The 14,573-nt window shown below is 71.8% G+C and carries 12 protein-coding genes; 5 read left to right on the top strand and 7 right to left on the bottom strand.

Annotated features, from left to right (window positions below; genetic code table 11):
• Nucleotides 1–27: 27 nt before the first annotated feature.
• From QRN19_RS08170 to QRN19_RS08160, 3 genes are all read left to right on the top strand, one after another.
• The gene (locus tag QRN19_RS08170; protein ID WP_285026753.1) at nucleotides 28–1,155 is read left to right on the top strand and encodes a glycerate kinase; all 1,128 of its coding nucleotides are present in this window, start codon (nucleotides 28–30) and stop codon (nucleotides 1,153–1,155) included.
• 113 nt (nucleotides 1,156–1,268) lie between these two features.
• On the top strand, nucleotides 1,269–3,338 hold the full coding sequence (locus QRN19_RS08165) for a DUF6807 family protein (protein WP_285026261.1): 2,070 nt from the start codon (nucleotides 1,269–1,271) through the stop codon (nucleotides 3,336–3,338).
• Nucleotides 3,335–4,465: a M24 family metallopeptidase gene (locus QRN19_RS08160; RefSeq protein ID WP_350224030.1), complete on the top strand. Its 1,131-nt coding sequence runs from the start codon at nucleotides 3,335–3,337 to the stop codon at nucleotides 4,463–4,465. Before QRN19_RS08165 ends, QRN19_RS08160 begins: the two co-directional genes overlap by 4 nt.
• 64 nt (nucleotides 4,466–4,529) lie before the next feature.
• On the opposite strand, the gene QRN19_RS08155 is transcribed toward QRN19_RS08160, so the two are convergent.
• The 7 genes from QRN19_RS08155 to QRN19_RS08125 are packed head-to-tail and all read right to left on the bottom strand — an operon-like array spanning nucleotide 4,530 to nucleotide 12,189.
• The gene (locus tag QRN19_RS08155; protein ID WP_285026260.1) at nucleotides 4,530–5,978 is read right to left on the bottom strand and encodes an aldehyde dehydrogenase (NADP(+)); all 1,449 of its coding nucleotides are present in this window, start codon (nucleotides 5,976–5,978) and stop codon (nucleotides 4,530–4,532) included.
• Nucleotides 5,975–7,090 (bottom strand): mandelate racemase/muconate lactonizing enzyme family protein, encoded by a 1,116-nt coding sequence (locus QRN19_RS08150; protein WP_285026258.1) that lies wholly within the window; start codon nucleotides 7,088–7,090, stop codon nucleotides 5,975–5,977. Before QRN19_RS08150 ends, QRN19_RS08155 begins: the two co-directional genes overlap by 4 nt.
• A complete protein-coding gene (locus QRN19_RS08145) occupies nucleotides 7,083–8,021 on the bottom strand; it encodes a 5-dehydro-4-deoxyglucarate dehydratase (RefSeq protein ID WP_285026257.1) in 939 nt (312 codons plus the stop codon). The genes QRN19_RS08150 and QRN19_RS08145 overlap by 8 nt, the downstream gene beginning before the upstream one ends.
• Nucleotides 8,018–8,941 carry an NAD-dependent epimerase/dehydratase family protein gene (locus tag QRN19_RS08140; RefSeq protein WP_285026256.1) on the bottom strand — a complete coding sequence of 308 codons (924 nt, stop codon included), beginning with the start codon at nucleotides 8,939–8,941 and terminating at the stop codon, nucleotides 8,018–8,020. The genes QRN19_RS08145 and QRN19_RS08140 overlap by 4 nt, the downstream gene beginning before the upstream one ends.
• Nucleotides 8,941–10,320 (bottom strand): Gfo/Idh/MocA family protein, encoded by a 1,380-nt coding sequence (locus tag QRN19_RS08135; RefSeq protein WP_285026255.1) that lies wholly within the window; start codon nucleotides 10,318–10,320, stop codon nucleotides 8,941–8,943. The genes QRN19_RS08140 and QRN19_RS08135 overlap by 1 nt, the downstream gene beginning before the upstream one ends.
• On the bottom strand, nucleotides 10,317–11,267 hold the full coding sequence (locus QRN19_RS08130; protein WP_285026254.1) for a carbohydrate ABC transporter permease: 951 nt from the start codon (nucleotides 11,265–11,267) through the stop codon (nucleotides 10,317–10,319). Before QRN19_RS08130 ends, QRN19_RS08135 begins: the two co-directional genes overlap by 4 nt.
• Complete coding sequence (locus QRN19_RS08125) at nucleotides 11,257–12,189, bottom strand: carbohydrate ABC transporter permease (RefSeq protein WP_285026252.1); 933 nt, start codon at nucleotides 12,187–12,189, stop codon at nucleotides 11,257–11,259. Before QRN19_RS08125 ends, QRN19_RS08130 begins: the two co-directional genes overlap by 11 nt.
• A 231-nt stretch (nucleotides 12,190–12,420) precedes the next feature.
• On the opposite strand from QRN19_RS08125, the gene QRN19_RS08120 reads away from it, so the two are divergent.
• Nucleotides 12,421–13,446, top strand: a complete 1,026-nt coding sequence (locus tag QRN19_RS08120) for a LacI family DNA-binding transcriptional regulator (protein ID WP_285026251.1) — start codon at nucleotides 12,421–12,423, stop codon at nucleotides 13,444–13,446.
• Nucleotides 13,443–14,555 (top strand): acetylxylan esterase, encoded by a 1,113-nt coding sequence (locus QRN19_RS08115; protein ID WP_285026250.1) that lies wholly within the window; start codon nucleotides 13,443–13,445, stop codon nucleotides 14,553–14,555. The genes QRN19_RS08120 and QRN19_RS08115 overlap by 4 nt, the downstream gene beginning before the upstream one ends.
• Nucleotides 14,556–14,573: the final 18 nt, after the last annotated feature.

Genomic DNA, 14,573 nt, shown 5'->3' with positions numbered 1-14,573 from the left:
GGGACGGTGGCATGGCAGGCTGTCGGCATGCATCGACGCACCGTGGTCATCTCGCCCGACTCGTTCAAGGGGACGGCTGAAGCCCCGGACGTCGCCCGCTCCATCGCCGAGGGGTGGTGTTCCGTCCGCCCCGACGACGAGGTCGTCCAACTCCCGATGGCCGACGGCGGAGAGGGGACGCTCGATGCGTTCGCCGCGGCGGTACCGGGCGCGGTGCGGCACGCGATCGTCGTCACCGGCCCCGACGGACGCGAGGTGGCCTCGGCCTGGTTGGAGCTGCCGGACAGGACGGGCGTCGTCGAGCTCGCGCTCACGAGCGGCCTGACGCTCCTCGACGACCTCCGACCGTTCGAGGCGCAGACCATCGGCTTCGGTGAGGCGATCGCGGCCGCCCTCGACGCCGGCGTCGAGCGGTTGCTCCTCGCGATCGGCGGGAGTTCGAGCACCGACGGCGGCATGGGGTTGCTGCAGGCCCTCGGTGCCCGGTTCCGCGACGCCGAGGGGCGGGACCTGCCGCCTGGGAACACCGGAGCCGGATCGGTCGTCGTGGTGGACTGCGCGAACCTCCGCGCCCTGCCGCCGGGCGGTGCCGTGATCCTCAACGACGTCGCGAACCCGCTCCTCGGCCCGGACGGGGCCGCTGCGGTCTACGGGCCGCAGAAGGGAGCCCGACCCGACGACGTCGCGGCGCTCGAGGCTGCGCTCGGACGGTTCGTCGGGCAGCTCGCCGCAGCCGAGACCCCGGTGGAGGCCCGGTCGGCTGCTCGAACCCCGGGCGCCGGTGCCGCGGGTGGTGCCGGGTTCGGCCTGCTCCTGTGGGGAGCCACGCCGAGCTCGGGCGCGACGGGGGTCGGGGCGGCGATCGGGTTGCCCGAGGCGGTCGGTGCGGCCGACCTCGTGGTCACCGGTGAGGGGCGGTACGACGCGCAGACCGCCTCCGGTAAGGTCGCGGCGTACGTGGCCGCGCAAGCGCCGGGGCGGACGATGCTCGTCGCCGGGGCGATCGCCGCGGCGACGGAGGACGTGTTCCGTGACGCCGTCTCGTTGACGGAACTCGCCGGTGGCGTCGAGGCTGCGATGGCGGATCCGCTCGTCCACCTCCGGGCCGCTGGCGCTGCGCTCGCGAGCCGGGTCGGAGTGCCCGCAGAGACCTGAGCGGGACACGCTGCCGCGGGTGACTGGGAGCGGGTGCGGCGACCGCGTCTCAACCCTTGCGGGAAAGCGCTTGCCGGATACGATGGGAGCACTCGCGACGACGAAGGGCGACCATGACCACCAGTGCACCGCAGCACGGCACCGCCGACCGACCGCACCCGGACGACGGGCAACCGGCCACGCGGACACCGCGGATCGCGCTGGTCGGCGTCGGTGGGTTCGGGACGGTCCATCTCGAGAACCTCGACCGGCTCCAGGCGGCCGGTCGGCTCGAACTCGTGGCCGTCGCCGACCCGTTCCTCCCGGCTCCGGTCTGGTCGCACGGCGAGGTCGTCGCCTTCACCGACGTCGACGAGCTGCTGCGGGCGACGCCGGACCTCGACGTCGTGATCGTCGCCACCCCGATCTCCTCCCATGCGGCCATCGCGACGGCGGCCCTCGAAGCCGGGGCCGACGTGCTCCTCGAGAAACCACCGGTCGCCTCGCTGGCGCAGTTCGAGGAACTCCTGCTCACGGCCGATCGCACCGGTGGGCTCGTCCAGGTGGGCTTCCAAAGCCTCGGTTCCGCGGCGCTCGACGCCCTCGCGGAGGACACCGTCGGGCTGGGACCGGTGGGCGCGCTCAGCGTCGTCGGCCTGTGGAGTCGCCCGCTCCGGTACTGGAGTCGGTCCCCGTGGGCCGGGCGTCGTCGACTCGACGGCGAGGACGTCGTCGACGGCGTCGCGACCAACCCGCTGGCCCACGCCATCGCGACCGCGCTCCGCATCGCCGGTGACGGCACCCGGGAGAGCGTCGCCCGCGTGACGACCGACCTGTACCGCGTCAACGACATCGAGAGCGACGACACCTCGGTGATCCGGGTCGAGCTGGTGGACGGCGTCGTGATCACCGCAGCGCTCACCCTTGCGGCGCCCGAGCAGCTCGAGCCGACCGTCTCCGTCCACGGCGAGCACGGGACGGCGGTGCTCGAGTACACGACGGACCGGATGCGGATCGAGGGTCGTGTACCCGCGTCCGAGTCCGACGACGAGTCGACATCGCGGGTGTTCGACCGGATCGACCTCCTCGAAGACCTGCTGGCCTCCCGTGCTGCGGGGGCGCCGCTGCGCTCCTCCCTCGCCTCGGCCGGAGCGTTCGTCGAGGTCCTCGAGGCCATCCGCACCGCACCGGACCCCACGCCTATCGATGGCGCGTTCGTCGAGTGGGTCGGCGAGGGGGCCGAGGCGTCTCCGGTGCTCGCGGACATCGCCGAGTGGTCGGCGCGGGCGGTCCGTGCCCAGGCGACCTTCAGCGAGCTCGGTGCGCCCTGGGCATTCCCGCGGGCCGACCGCGTTCTGGCGGAGCTCCGACCCGGTGACGGACCGGTGACCGGCACCCTGCTCGACGGCCGGGGGAGTGCTCCGGCGTCCTCGCCCCGGCCCCACCTGCATCCACTCGCCACGCTCGCTGGCGTCACGATCACCGACGCCCATCCGGCGGACCACGATTGGCATCTCGGGTTCGGGTTCACCGTGCAGGACGTCGGCGGAGCGAACCTCTGGGGCGGCGGGACCTTCGTGCGCGACCTCGGATACGTGCTCCGACCCGACCACGGCCGGATCGAGACCACCGCGCTGACCGCCCGGCGCGACGGGTTCGACACCGACCGACGCTGGCTGGGTCCGGCTGGCGCCACACTCCTCGAGGAGCGGACCAGCGTCCGAGCGTCGCGGGCACCCGGTGACGCCGTCGACACCGCCTGGGTGCTCGACGTCGACCTCGAATTGCGGACGCCCGCAGGTGTCGGGGAGGTCCTGCTCGGCAGCCCGGCGACGAACGGCCGGGAGGGCGCCGGTTACGGCGGGTTCTTCCTCCGCCTCGCCGCCTGCTCGGACGTCCGGGTCCGCACCGCCGACCACGTCGGCGAGGCCGCGACGCATGGCACCAGCGCTCCCTGGATCGCCTGGACCGGGACGTTCCCCGGCGGCCCGGCGAGCCTGCTGCTGGCCGGGACGGACGACGCCACGCGCGAGGATCCGTGGTTCGTCCGAGTGGACGGGTACCCCGGCATCGGATCGTCGATCGCCGTCGTGCGACCGACTGTCGTGTCGGAGGACCGGCCGCTCCGGCGCGGTCTCCGGATCGTCGTCGCCGACGGGGTCCTCGATGACGCCGCACTGCGTGCCGCCGGAGGGATCCGGTGAACCCCGCAGGAACGGTCGGCGACGCCGCCCTCCTGCAACCGGTCGCGGCGACCCGGCCGAGCGACCCGGAAACCGGCGCCCCCGATGCAGCAGACCGGGCCCGGAAGCGCGCGGCCGTGCACGAGCTGCTCGACCGTCACGGGGCCGAGTCCGTCGTCCTCCGCTCCGCGGCCGCGGTGACCTGGTACCTCGACGGAGCCCGCGCCCACGTGAGCCTCGCCGCCGATCCGATCGTCACCGTACGGGTGACCCGCGACCGCGACGAGGTGCGCGTCACCGACAACGAGACCGGGCGATTGGTGGCCGAGGAGCTTCCGGCCGACGTGTCGATCGTCGAGCGGCCGTGGTTCCAAGCGCTCGACGACGCGGGGGCGCTCGACGAGTCCGCTGTCGACGGCGAGCTGCGGTCCCTGCGCCGCGTGCTGCTGCCGGCCGAGTCGCGCCGGTTCCGGTCGCTGGGGCAGGACGCCGCTGCCGTCCTCACCGCCGTCCTGCGTGCCGCCGACCCGTCGGACACCGAGCGGTCGATCGCCGCGCGGGTCGCCGGTGAGGTCGTCGCGCGCGGGGCGGACCCGGTCGTCGTCCTCGTGGCCGGGGCCTCCCGTCTCGGGTTCCGACACCCGCTCCCGACGGACGCGCCGCTCGGTCGGCGAGCGATGGTCGTCCTGTGCGCCCGTCGTCACGGGCTCATCGCCAACGTCACCCGCTGGGTCGGGTTCGACGGCGGCGACTCCGCGGAACGTCGGGCGGATCAGGAACGGCAGCAGCGCATCCTCGAGGTTGAGGCAACGGCGTTCCGGGCGACGGTGCCCGGCCGGAGTCTCGGCGAGGTCCTCGTCGACATCGAGCGCGCCTACGCCGACCACGGCTTCGGGCCCGAGGAGTGGCGGGCGCACCACCAGGGCGGGGCCGCCGGCTATGCGGGGCGCGACCCCCGCGCGACGCCCGGCGCCCGGGACACGGTGGCCCTCGGTCAGGCGTTCGCCTGGAACCCGTCCGCACCGGGAGCGAAGGTCGAGGACACCGTCCTCCTCGGGTCGGCCGGTGTCGAGGCCCTCACGGTCGACCCCGCCTGGCCGACGACCGTCGTCGACGGCCGACCGCGTCCGGTGCAACTCGAGCGCTGAACGGACGAATCGGTGCGACCGCGTCGAGCGGTCGCACCGATTGACGTTCCTCCTGGCCCGGGAATCAGACGGTCTGCACCCCGTCGACCCGGCGCGGGATGCCGAGCGGGTTCGCCTCGCGCAGCGCTTCGGGGAGGATGGCGTCCGGCGCGTCCTGGAAGGTGATCGGCCGCAGGAACCGGCGGATGGCCGTCGCACCCACGGAGCTGTGGAACGAGGTCGTCGCCGGCCACGGGCCGCCGTGGTGCTGCGACCAGGTCACCGCGACACCGGTCGGCCAGCCGCCGAAGAGCAGGCGTCCCGAGCGGTCGACGAGGGCGTCGACGACCGCGTCGATCGCCTCATCGGGGTCGGCGTGGATGGTGCCGGTGAGGCTGCCCGGGAGGGCGCGGATCGCGGCGAGCAGTTCGGCCTCGTCCCGGTAGCGCACGAGCAGCGAGGTGGGGCCGAAGCGTTCCTCCGCCAGGGTCTCGGCGCGCTCGACCACGGCCGCGGCCGTCGTCGCGAGCAGCACCGGGCTGGCCCCGTCGGACGACGACTGCCCGGCGTCACCGGCGAGCACCTCGACGTCCGGGTCGGCGGCGGCGGCGCCCACGAGGACGCCGAACCCCTCCGAGATGCGGTCGGTCAGGAGCGGTGAGCTCGTCGTCTCCACGGCCCGGACGGCGGCGACGGCCGCGCGCTCGAACGCCGAGTCGAACGGTACGAAGACGAGCCCGGGCTTCGTGCAGAACTGGCCGGCACCGAGCGTGAAGGAAGCGGTGAAGCCGGCGGCGAGTTCGTCGCCTCGGCCGTCCGCCGCGGACGGCGTGACGACGACCGGGTTGATGCTCCCGAGTTCGCCGTAGAACGGGATCGGGTCGTCGCGACCGGCGGCGAGTGCGAACAGCGCGCGTCCACCGTCGACGGAGCCGGTGAAGCCGACGGCGGCGATCGCCGGGTCGACGACGAGCGCGCTGCCGGTCTCCCGGCCGGTGACGAGCTGCAGCGTCCCGTGCGGCGCACCGGCCGCTTCAAGGGCGGCGGCCACGATCCCGGCGACCCGGGTCGACAGGTCCAGGTGCCCGGAGTGGGCCTTCACGACGACGGGGTTCCCGGCTGCGAGCGCGGACGCCGTGTCGCCCCCGGCCACCGAGAAGGCGAAGGGGAAGTTCGAGGCGGAGAAGACCGCGACCGGTCCGATGGGGCGGAGGATGCGACGGAGGTCGGGCCGCGGCGGGGTCGCGTCGGGGACCGCGTGGTCGATGATCGCCTCGTGGAAGGCGCCGTCGAGCACGACGTCCGCGAAGAGGCGGAGCTGACCACTGGTGCGGCCGACCTCTCCGGTGAGTCGCGGACGGCCGAGGCGGGTCTCCCGGTCGGCGATCCCGACCAGCTCGTCGACGTTCGCATCGAGGGCGTCGGCGGCGGCGCGCAGCCAGGCGGCACGGGTGGCGGGGGAGGAGGCGGCGACGGCGGGCGCCGCTGCCGCAGCGGTCGCGGTGGTCGTCGCGAGTTCGTCGAGGGTGGTCATCTGGTGCTCCGGAGGTCGAGGCCCAGACCGGGCCGGTCGGTGGTGGTGAGGGTCGGTCCCTGGATGTCGATCGGGCCGGGGCCGGCGAGGATGCCGAGCTCCGCGAACATCGCTCCATCCACGGCTTCGACGAGCGAACCCTCGGGGAGGAAGGGGGCGAGCTGGCCGGACAGTTCCGGGAGCAGGTGGGGGTGCACGGTGGCCCCGCGGGTGGTCGCTTCGTCGGCGATGCGGAGGAACGGGGTGATGCCGCCGACGCGTATCACGTTCGGCTGCAGGATGTCGGCCGCCCCGGCGTCGAGCCACTCGCGGAACCGCCACACGGAGTGGATGCTCTCGCCGACGGCGATCGGGATGGCCGTCTCCCGACGGAGCTCGATGTGGGCGGCGAGGTCGTCCGACAGCAACGGTTCCTCCAGCCAGGCCGGCTGGAACCGCTCGAGTGCGGACGCGGCGGCGAGCGCTCGACGCAGGTCCCAGCGCTGGTTGGCGTCGATCATGAGTCGGCGGTCCGGCCCGATGACGTCGCGGACGGCCGCCACCCGGTCGACGTCGACCGCGAGGTCCGGCCCGCCGACCTTCATCTTGACCGCGTCGTAGCCGAGCCCGACCCATCGGCGCGCCTGCTCCACGAGGTCCTCGAGCGGGTAGTGGAGGTTGACCCCGCTGCCGTAGACCTCGACCTGCGGCCGCGGCCGACGTCCGAGCCGGGTCAGGAGGCCGCCCAATGAGGCACGCTCCGTCCGCGCCCGGAGGTCCCAGAGCGCGAGGTCGAGCCCGGCGAGCGCGAACGTCGTGACTCCGGCGGACCCGGCCTCGTGGAGCTGCCACCAGAGTTCGTCCCACTGGACCTCGGGGTCGAGGCCGGAACCGACGGCGCGTGGCGCGATGTCGGAGCGCAGCATGGCCTCGACGGCAGCCCCGCCGATGGTGGGCGTCCAGCTGAAGCCGTGCCCGACGCGCCCCCCGACGGTCGTGACCGTCACCTCGATGAGGTCGATCGTGGTGACGTCCGGCCCCCACGGCCTCGGCAGCGGGACCCGTCGGAGACCCGTCGTGACACTCGCGATGCAGTCGTCGGCCCAGGAGGGCTCGGGTCGTGGCTCAGGCATCCGTCAGCGTTCGCGTCGACTCGACGAGGGCGAGCCCGGCGTCGATGATCGATCCCAGCCGCTCGAGCTGCGCCGGCGACGGGTCGACGAGCGGTGCGCGCACCGGTCCGACGGGCAGCCCCTCGCGACGGATGCCCGCCTTGATCAGGGAGACGCCGAACCCGGGCGTCTCGTCGCGCAGTCGGACGAGCGGTGCGTAGTACCCGGTGAGCAGGCGTTCCATCGACGTCTGGTCGTCGTCGCGGTAGGCGCGGTAGAAGGCGTCCGCGATCGCCGGGGCCATCGCGAAGCTCGCCGAGGAGTAGAGCGGGATGCCGAGGGCCCGGTAGGCGCGCTGGCTGAGCTCGGCGGTGAGGAGTCCGTTGAAGAACAAGAAGTCCTCGCGGCCGGCGGCATGCACCGCACTGACGATCTCCTGGGCGAGGGCGACGTCGCCGCTGCCGTCCTTGAACCCGACCACCTGCGGGTGCTCGACGAGTCGACGCATCGCCGCAGCCGAATACTGGGCGGTGCCGCGGTGGTAGACGATGACCGGCAGCGACGTGGCGGCGAGGATCGCCTCGATGTACGCGACCGTGCCGTCGATCGGGCCGGCGACGAGGTACGGCGGCAGGATCAGCAGCGCGTCGGCGCCCGACACCTCCGCGGAGCGAGCGCAGGCGATCGCGTGGCCGAGTGGACCGCCGGTCCCGGCGACGACGGGCACCGCACCGGCGACCGTGGACACGGTCGTGGCGACGACCTCGCGGACCTCCTCTGCGGCGAGGGCGTGGAACTCGCCCGTGCCGCAGGCGGGGAACACGGCGCCGGGGTTCCAGGACAGCCGGGACGTGAGGTGTTCGGCGAGCAGCCCGTGGTCGACGGTGCCGTCCGGGGCGAACGGCGTGACCGGGAAGAAGAGGACGCCGTCGAAGGCGAGCGGGGTGGTCATACGGTCTCCAGTCGGTCGAGCAGGGGGGTGGATGAGGTGAGTTCGGTGCGCCAGCGATGCGTCGGGCGCCAGCCGAGGAGGCGCTCCGCCTTCCCGATGGAGAATGCGGGGCGGTCACCGGTGAGCTCCGCGGCGAGGCCGGTCGTCGCGGGGAAGAACTCGGGGAGGAGCTCCGCGAGCGGGCGTTCGGCCAGGGCGTCGGAGGCACCGACGAAGTAGCTCTGCGCGTTCTCGACACCGCCCATGGCCTCGAGGAGCCGCACCACGAACGCGCCGGCGTCGCGCGCGTCCAGGTAGTTGAACAACGATGGCGCGGCGAGCTCCGGGCGGGCGATCCGTTCGTGCACCGTGTGGCCCTGTTGGGTGAGTGCACCGCGCCACTCCTCGGGGGAGATGACGTAACACGGTCGGAACGCCGCGACGGCGATGTCGTCACCGCGCTCGGCGGCGACCGACGCGGTCAGCTGCTCGGCGAACAGCTTCGACAGCGCGTACGCGTTCCACGGTTTCGGCGTGACCCGTTCGTCGAGCGGGAGTCGCTCCGGGGTCCAGCCGGCCGGCGACCCGTAGCCGATCACGGTCGGGCTCGACGCGGTCACGATCCGGGTCGTCCCGAGATCGACCGCTGCGCGCACGACGTTGAAGGCGAGCAGGGTGTTCGTCCGCAGGATGACGTGCTCCGGGGCGCTGAAGGGGACGGCGATCGCCGCGAGGTGGACCACCGCGTCCGGGCGGTGCTTCGCGATGACGGCGTAGCAGGAGCCGATGTCGGTGAGGTCGACGCGTTCGGTGCTGGCCGCCGGGCTGCCCGGACTCGTGGCGCTGTCGACCGCGACGACCTCGGAGCCGGCGTCGACGAGGGCCTGGACGACGCTGCGACCGAGCCGACCGGACGACCCGGTGACGAGTACGCGCGCCATCAGGCGTCCTGCCGGGCGCTGAGGCCACGATCGAGGGACACGCCGAAGTCGACGTCGGACACGCGGACGGCGTCGCCGCTCCGCAGCGACCGGTTGCCGAGGATGCCGACGGCGATCGCGCGGAAGCCGTCGAGGGAGTCGCTCGGCCGGCCGAGCGGGTCGGCTCCCGGTCCGCGGAAGACGTCGCTCAGGAGGATCTCGTCGCCGCCGCCGTGGCCGCCGGTCCCCTCGGGGATCGCGATCTCCTCGGCGCGCTCCCAGTGGCGCTGCAGGATCAGGCGCGCGCCGCCCGGCCGGAGCGGGTCGGGGGCGGACAGTTCGGGATGGGCGGTCGGGTCGACGACGGTGCCGCCGTCGGTGTCCGTGAGCACGGCGCTCCGCTCGATCACCTCCAGCTCGACCCGGCCGAGGGTGCCGTTGACGACGACGCGGTAGCCCTCGAAAGGGCTGTGCGCGTTGAGGGAGTAGGTGAGCGGCACGCCGTCCGAGTACTCGACGATCACGGCGAGGTTGTCCTCGATGGTGATCCCGGGCGCGAAGACGTCGAGGTCCCGTCGGTAGCCGTCGTGCGCGCTCGGGGCGCCGTAGAGGGCGTCGAGGCGCGGGTCGGCTGCCAGGTCGAGGCCGAACGGGTCGTTCCCCGCGCTCCGCTCGAGGCGGTAGTGCTCGGCGACGCCCTCGTCCGCACCGCCGTAGAACCGCAGCCCTCCGGCCGCGTAGACCTTCGCGGGCGTGCCGTCGATCCACCAGTTCACGAGGTCGAAGTGGTGCGACGACTTGTGCACGAGCAAACCGCCCGAGTTGCGCTTCTCGCGGTGCCAACGCCGGAAGTAGTCGGCGCCGTGCGAGGTGTCGAGCGTCCACTCGAAGTCGACCGAGGTGACCCGACCGACGACACCGTCCTGGATGAGCTGCTTCAGGGCGCTGTTCCGCGGCGAGTAGCGGTAGTTGAACGTGACGACGACCGACCGGCCGGTGCGATCGACGGCCTCGGAGATGCGGCGGCACCCGGCGTCGTCGATCGTGATCGGCTTCTCGACCACGACATCGGTCCCGGCGTCGAGTGCGCGCACGATGAGGTCGGCGTGCGTGTGGTCGGGCGTCGTCACGATGATCCGGTCGACGGACCGCTCGCCGATCATCGACTCGAGGTCGTCGGGGTGGTAGCCGGGGACGGGCGCGGAGCCCGTAGCGGTGGCCCTGGCCTGGTAGTGCGCGAGGCGCCCGGGGTTCACGTCGGCGAGGGCGACGAGTTCCGCCACGTCGGCGTGCGCCGTCGCGATGGCGTCGAGGTACATCTCGGCGCGGGATCCGGTGCCGACGAGGGCGTAGCGGGTCCGTCGGCCGTCGTTCGGCCCGGTGGAGGGTGAGGAGGTCATTTGATTCCCGTCGTCGCGATGCCTTTGATGAGGAACTTCTGCCCGATGAGGAAGGCGATGAACACCGGGAGGAGGGACACGATCGACATCGCGAACAGCGGGCCGAAGTTCGACTTGCCCTGCGCGTCGAGGAAGTTGCGGAGTGCGAGCGGCACGGTCCACATGTCCGGTGTGTTCAGGTAGAGGAGTGCTCCGAAGAAGTCGTTGAACGTCCACACGAAGGTGAAGATCGCCGCCGTCGCGAGCGCCGGCTTCATGAGCGGCAGGATGATCTGGAAGAAGATCCGGCCGTGTCCGGCGCCGTCGAGTCGGGCCGCCTCGTCGAGCTCCTTCGGGATCCCCCGGATGAACTGCACCATGAGGAAGACGAAGAAGGCGTCGGTGGCGAGGAACTTCGGCACGATCAGCGGGAGGAACGTGTTCACCCAGCCGAGCTGGTTGAACATGATGTACTGCGGCACGATCACCACGTGGAACGGCAGCATGATCGTGATGAGCATGAGTGCGAAGAAGACGTTGCGCCCGCGGAACTGCAGCCGGGCGAACGCGTAGGCGGCGAGCGAGCAGGAGAACAGGGTCCCGAGGATCGCGCCGAGCGTCACCAGGGCCGAGTTCACCAGGTAGTGCCAGAACGGGAAGGCGAGGGCGTTCCACCCGTCGACGTAGTTCTGCACCTCGAGCGAGTCGAGGACGATGCCCGGCTCCCGGAAGATCTCGTCGGAGGGACGCAGCGAGCTGACGACCATCCAGATGAGCGGGTAGAGCAGGACGAAGCAGAGGGCGAGCAGGAGGAGGTGCTTCCCGAAGCCGCGGAGGCGTTCGCGTCGCAGGTAGCGCTGCTTCACGGCGACGAAGTCGTCGTCGTTGCGGCGCCGCCGCCGACCCGAGGGGTCGGTGGTGATGGCTTGCGTGACAGTGGCGGGACGTCGCCCGAGATCAGTCGTCATAGAACACCCAGTACTTCGAAGCGATGAAGTTGATCGCGGTGAAGGCCGCGATGATGAGGAGGAGGAGCCAGGCCATGGCCGATGCGTACCCCATGTCGAAGTTCGCGAAGCCACGCTGGTAGAGGTACAGCGTGTAGAACATGGTCGAGTCGGAGGGGCCGCCGCTGCCGCCGGAGACGATGAACGCCTGCGTGAAGGACTGGAACGCACCGATGATCCCGAGCACGAGGTTGAAGAAGATGATCGGGCTGAGCAGCGGCAGCGTGATGTGGAAGAAGCGCTTGAACGCGCCCGCCCCGTCGACCTGGGCCGCCTCGTAGTACATCGCCGGGATCTGGCGGAGGCCGGCGAGGAAGATGATCATCGGCGCACCGAACGTCCACACGTGCAGCAGGATGATCGTGCTGAGCGCCGTGTCCGGGTTCGAGATCCACCCCATGCCCTCGATGCCGAAGAGGGACAGGAACTGGTTCACGAGCCCCGAGGTGCCGAACATCTGCCGCCACAGGATGGCGACGGCGACGGACGCGCCGAGCAGCGAGGGCAGGTAGAACACCGAGCGGTAGATCGGCAGTCCGCGGATGCCCTTGTCGAGCAGCATCGCGACGAGCAGTGCGAGGATCAACTGCAGAGGCGTGCCGACGAGTACGTAGGTGAAGGTGACCCGGAGCGAGTTGAGCAGGCGCGGGTCCTCGAACATGCGCAGGTAGTTCTCGATGCCGATCCAGTTCGGGCTCTCGAGCAGGCTGTAGTCGGTGAACGACAGGTACAGCGAGGCGATGATCGGGATGAGGGTGATGACCGCCAGGCCGAGGAGCCACGGGAGCAGGAAGACGAAGGCCGCCTTCCCGTCGCGGCGCTCCGCCTTGGTTGCGGGTCCGCGGTGCTTGGCGAGCTGCCCGAGCTCGTTCAGCGCGCTCATGCGGAGCCTCCGCCGCTGCAGTGCGACATGGTGTCTTCCAATCTCCCGCGACGGTGCGGGGCGTTCTTGCTGCGATGCGAGAAAACGCTTTCTGGGGACTGTAACATAGACTCGGCTCAGCGGGTCAAGGGTGACCGGGAACCACGGTTCCCTCGTCCCTGCGCCCCTGGGGGAGGTGCGTCGATCACCGGGATCCGACGTCACAGACGGGGAAAGCGCAGGTGTGCAGTGGTGAGGACAGGCAGATCGACCGGGTCGAGATCGGTCACGATCGGAGACGTCGCGGCGAAGGCCGGGGTGTCGCTCTCGACGGTCTCGCGGGTCATGAACGGCAACGGCACGGTGGACACCGACCTCGCGGAACGCGTGCTCGAAGCGTCGAAAGCCCTGAACTACTCCGCCAGTCCGCTCGCGAGGAGCCTCGTCCTCGGGAAGACGTTCACGGTCGCCTTCGTCCTGCCTGATCTCGCCAACCCGACCTTCCAGGGGGCGCTCCGCGGTGTGAGCCGGGCCGCGGCGAAGGACGGCTACCGGGTGCTCATCGCAGACACCGGCGAGGTCGTCTCGGAGGAGTCGATCCTCGCCCTCGAGACCCGGCGCCGTTGCGACGCCGTGATCCTCTGCGCACCCCGGATGTCCGAGGAACGCCTCCGCGAACTGCTTCCGCAGCTCGAACCAGCCGTCCTCATCAACCGCGACGTCCTCGGGACCTCGGCCCCGGTGGCCGCCGCCGACTACCGCTCCGGGATCGTCGAACTCCTCATGCACCTGGTCGGGCTCGGCCACCGGCGGGTCACCTTCCTCGCCGGCGCGCACAACAGCGCCTCGAACCGTCATCGTCAGCTCGGGATCGAGGAGGTCGTCCGGGCCCACCCCGACCTCGTCGTCACGGAGGTGGCCTGCGGCGTGACCTTCGCCGACGGGCACGGGGCCGCTGCGGCGGTCGCGGCGTCGGATGCGACGGCGGTGATGGCGTTCAACGACCTCGTCGCGATGGGCCTGCTCAGCGGCCTGGGCGAGGCGGGCGTCCGCGTCCCCGAACAGCTCTCCGTCGCCGGGTTCGACGACATCCCTTTCGCGCAGTACACGACCCCGCCGCTCACCACCGTGTCCGTGCCGGTCACGGAACTCGGCGAGCAGGCCTGGCTGCGACTGCGTGCACTCCTCGACGGCGAGGCGCCGGACCACAACGTGTACTTCCGGCCCCGGCTCGAGGTCCGGGGCAGCACCGCCGCGCCGCAGGCGGTGGACGCGTGACCTCACGGCCGCTGCAGGGGTACGAGGACTGGCCGGCGTTCGCGCGCGCGGCGGACACCTACCGACCGGCCGACGGCCACGGGCGTTCGGTCGCCGAGGCTCTCGGTGTCGCCGACCCCGGCGAGGAGGCGCCTCCGGTCGTCACCGAGTCCGACACGGTGATCGACGGTGTCCGGCGGCGGCGGCTCAGCTGGAGTACGGGCTTCGGCCCACGCACCCACGCGCAGCTCCTCACGCCGGCGGACGTGCAGGGCTCCCTGCCCGGCGTCCTCGCCCTGCACTGCCACGGGGGCGACAAATGGCTCGGACACGAGCAGCTCACCGGTGGTGAACCGTCCTCGCGTGAGGCGATCGCCATGCGCGACGCCTACTACGGCGGGCGCTGGGCGGCGGAGGACCTCGCGAGGCGCGGCTTCGCCGTCCTCGCCCATGACGCCTTCTGCTGGGGGTCACGCGGCTTCGGGTTCGACCCACTGCCGTCGACCGTCGCCGGCGCCGCCGAAGCGTACGACGCGCTGTGGCGCGAACGCGGCGAGACGCCGACGGAGGCCGAACGGTACAACGTCCTCGCGGGCCTCCACGAGCAGGTCGTCGCCAAGACGGCCGGTGTCCTCGGCACGAGCCTCGCCGGCACGGTCGCGAGGGACGACCTGATCGCGCTCAGGGTGTTGCTGGCCGTGCCCGAGGTGGACGCGGCTCGCATCGGGACCTTCGGTTTCTCCGGCGGGGGAGGACGCGCGGTGGCGCTCGCCGCACTCGACGAACGTGTGTCGAGCACGGTCGTCGTGTGCATGATGGCGACGTTCGCGTCGCTCATGCCCGACTACCTGGAGGCGCACTCCTGGCTGCTCAACACGCCGGGTCTGTGGGCGCGGACGGAGTGGCCGGACGCCGTCGGACCGCTCTCCGGGCGATCGCTGCTGGTGCAGTACGGCGAGACCGACGCCCTCTTCCCGATGGAGGGGATGCGGGCTGCGCACGAGCGACTCACCGAGGCGGTCCGCGGACGCTACGAGGGGCGCTTCTTCCCGGTCGGACACCGTTTCGACGAGGACATGCAGCAGGACGCGTGGCGCTTCCTCCAGGACACGCTCCCGGGATCGCGTTGACAGGGTTCGAATGCGTCT

It is taken from the genome of Plantibacter sp. ME-Dv--P-122b (assembly GCF_030209375.1).
Lineage (GTDB): Bacteria > Actinomycetota > Actinomycetes > Actinomycetales > Microbacteriaceae > Plantibacter.
This window is presented reverse-complemented; position numbering and strand designations above follow the sequence as displayed.

Coding starts and splice junctions, on each gene's coding strand:
- QRN19_RS08170 (WP_285026753.1), top strand. CDS start 28: ATGCATCGACGCACCGTGGTCATCTCGCCCGACTCGTTCAAGGGGACG.
- QRN19_RS08165 (WP_285026261.1), top strand. CDS start 1,269: ATGACCACCAGTGCACCGCAGCACGGCACCGCCGACCGACCGCACCCG.
- QRN19_RS08155 (WP_285026260.1), bottom strand. CDS start 5,978: ATGACCACCCTCGACGAACTCGCGACGACCACCGCGACCGCTGCGGCA.
- QRN19_RS08150 (WP_285026258.1), bottom strand. CDS start 7,090: ATGCCTGAGCCACGACCCGAGCCCTCCTGGGCCGACGACTGCATCGCG.
- QRN19_RS08145 (WP_285026257.1), bottom strand. CDS start 8,021: ATGACCACCCCGCTCGCCTTCGACGGCGTCCTCTTCTTCCCGGTCACG.
- QRN19_RS08140 (WP_285026256.1), bottom strand. CDS start 8,941: ATGGCGCGCGTACTCGTCACCGGGTCGTCCGGTCGGCTCGGTCGCAGC.
- QRN19_RS08135 (WP_285026255.1), bottom strand. CDS start 10,320: ATGACCTCCTCACCCTCCACCGGGCCGAACGACGGCCGACGGACCCGC.
- QRN19_RS08130 (WP_285026254.1), bottom strand. CDS start 11,267: ATGACGACTGATCTCGGGCGACGTCCCGCCACTGTCACGCAAGCCATC.
- QRN19_RS08125 (WP_285026252.1), bottom strand. CDS start 12,189: ATGAGCGCGCTGAACGAGCTCGGGCAGCTCGCCAAGCACCGCGGACCC.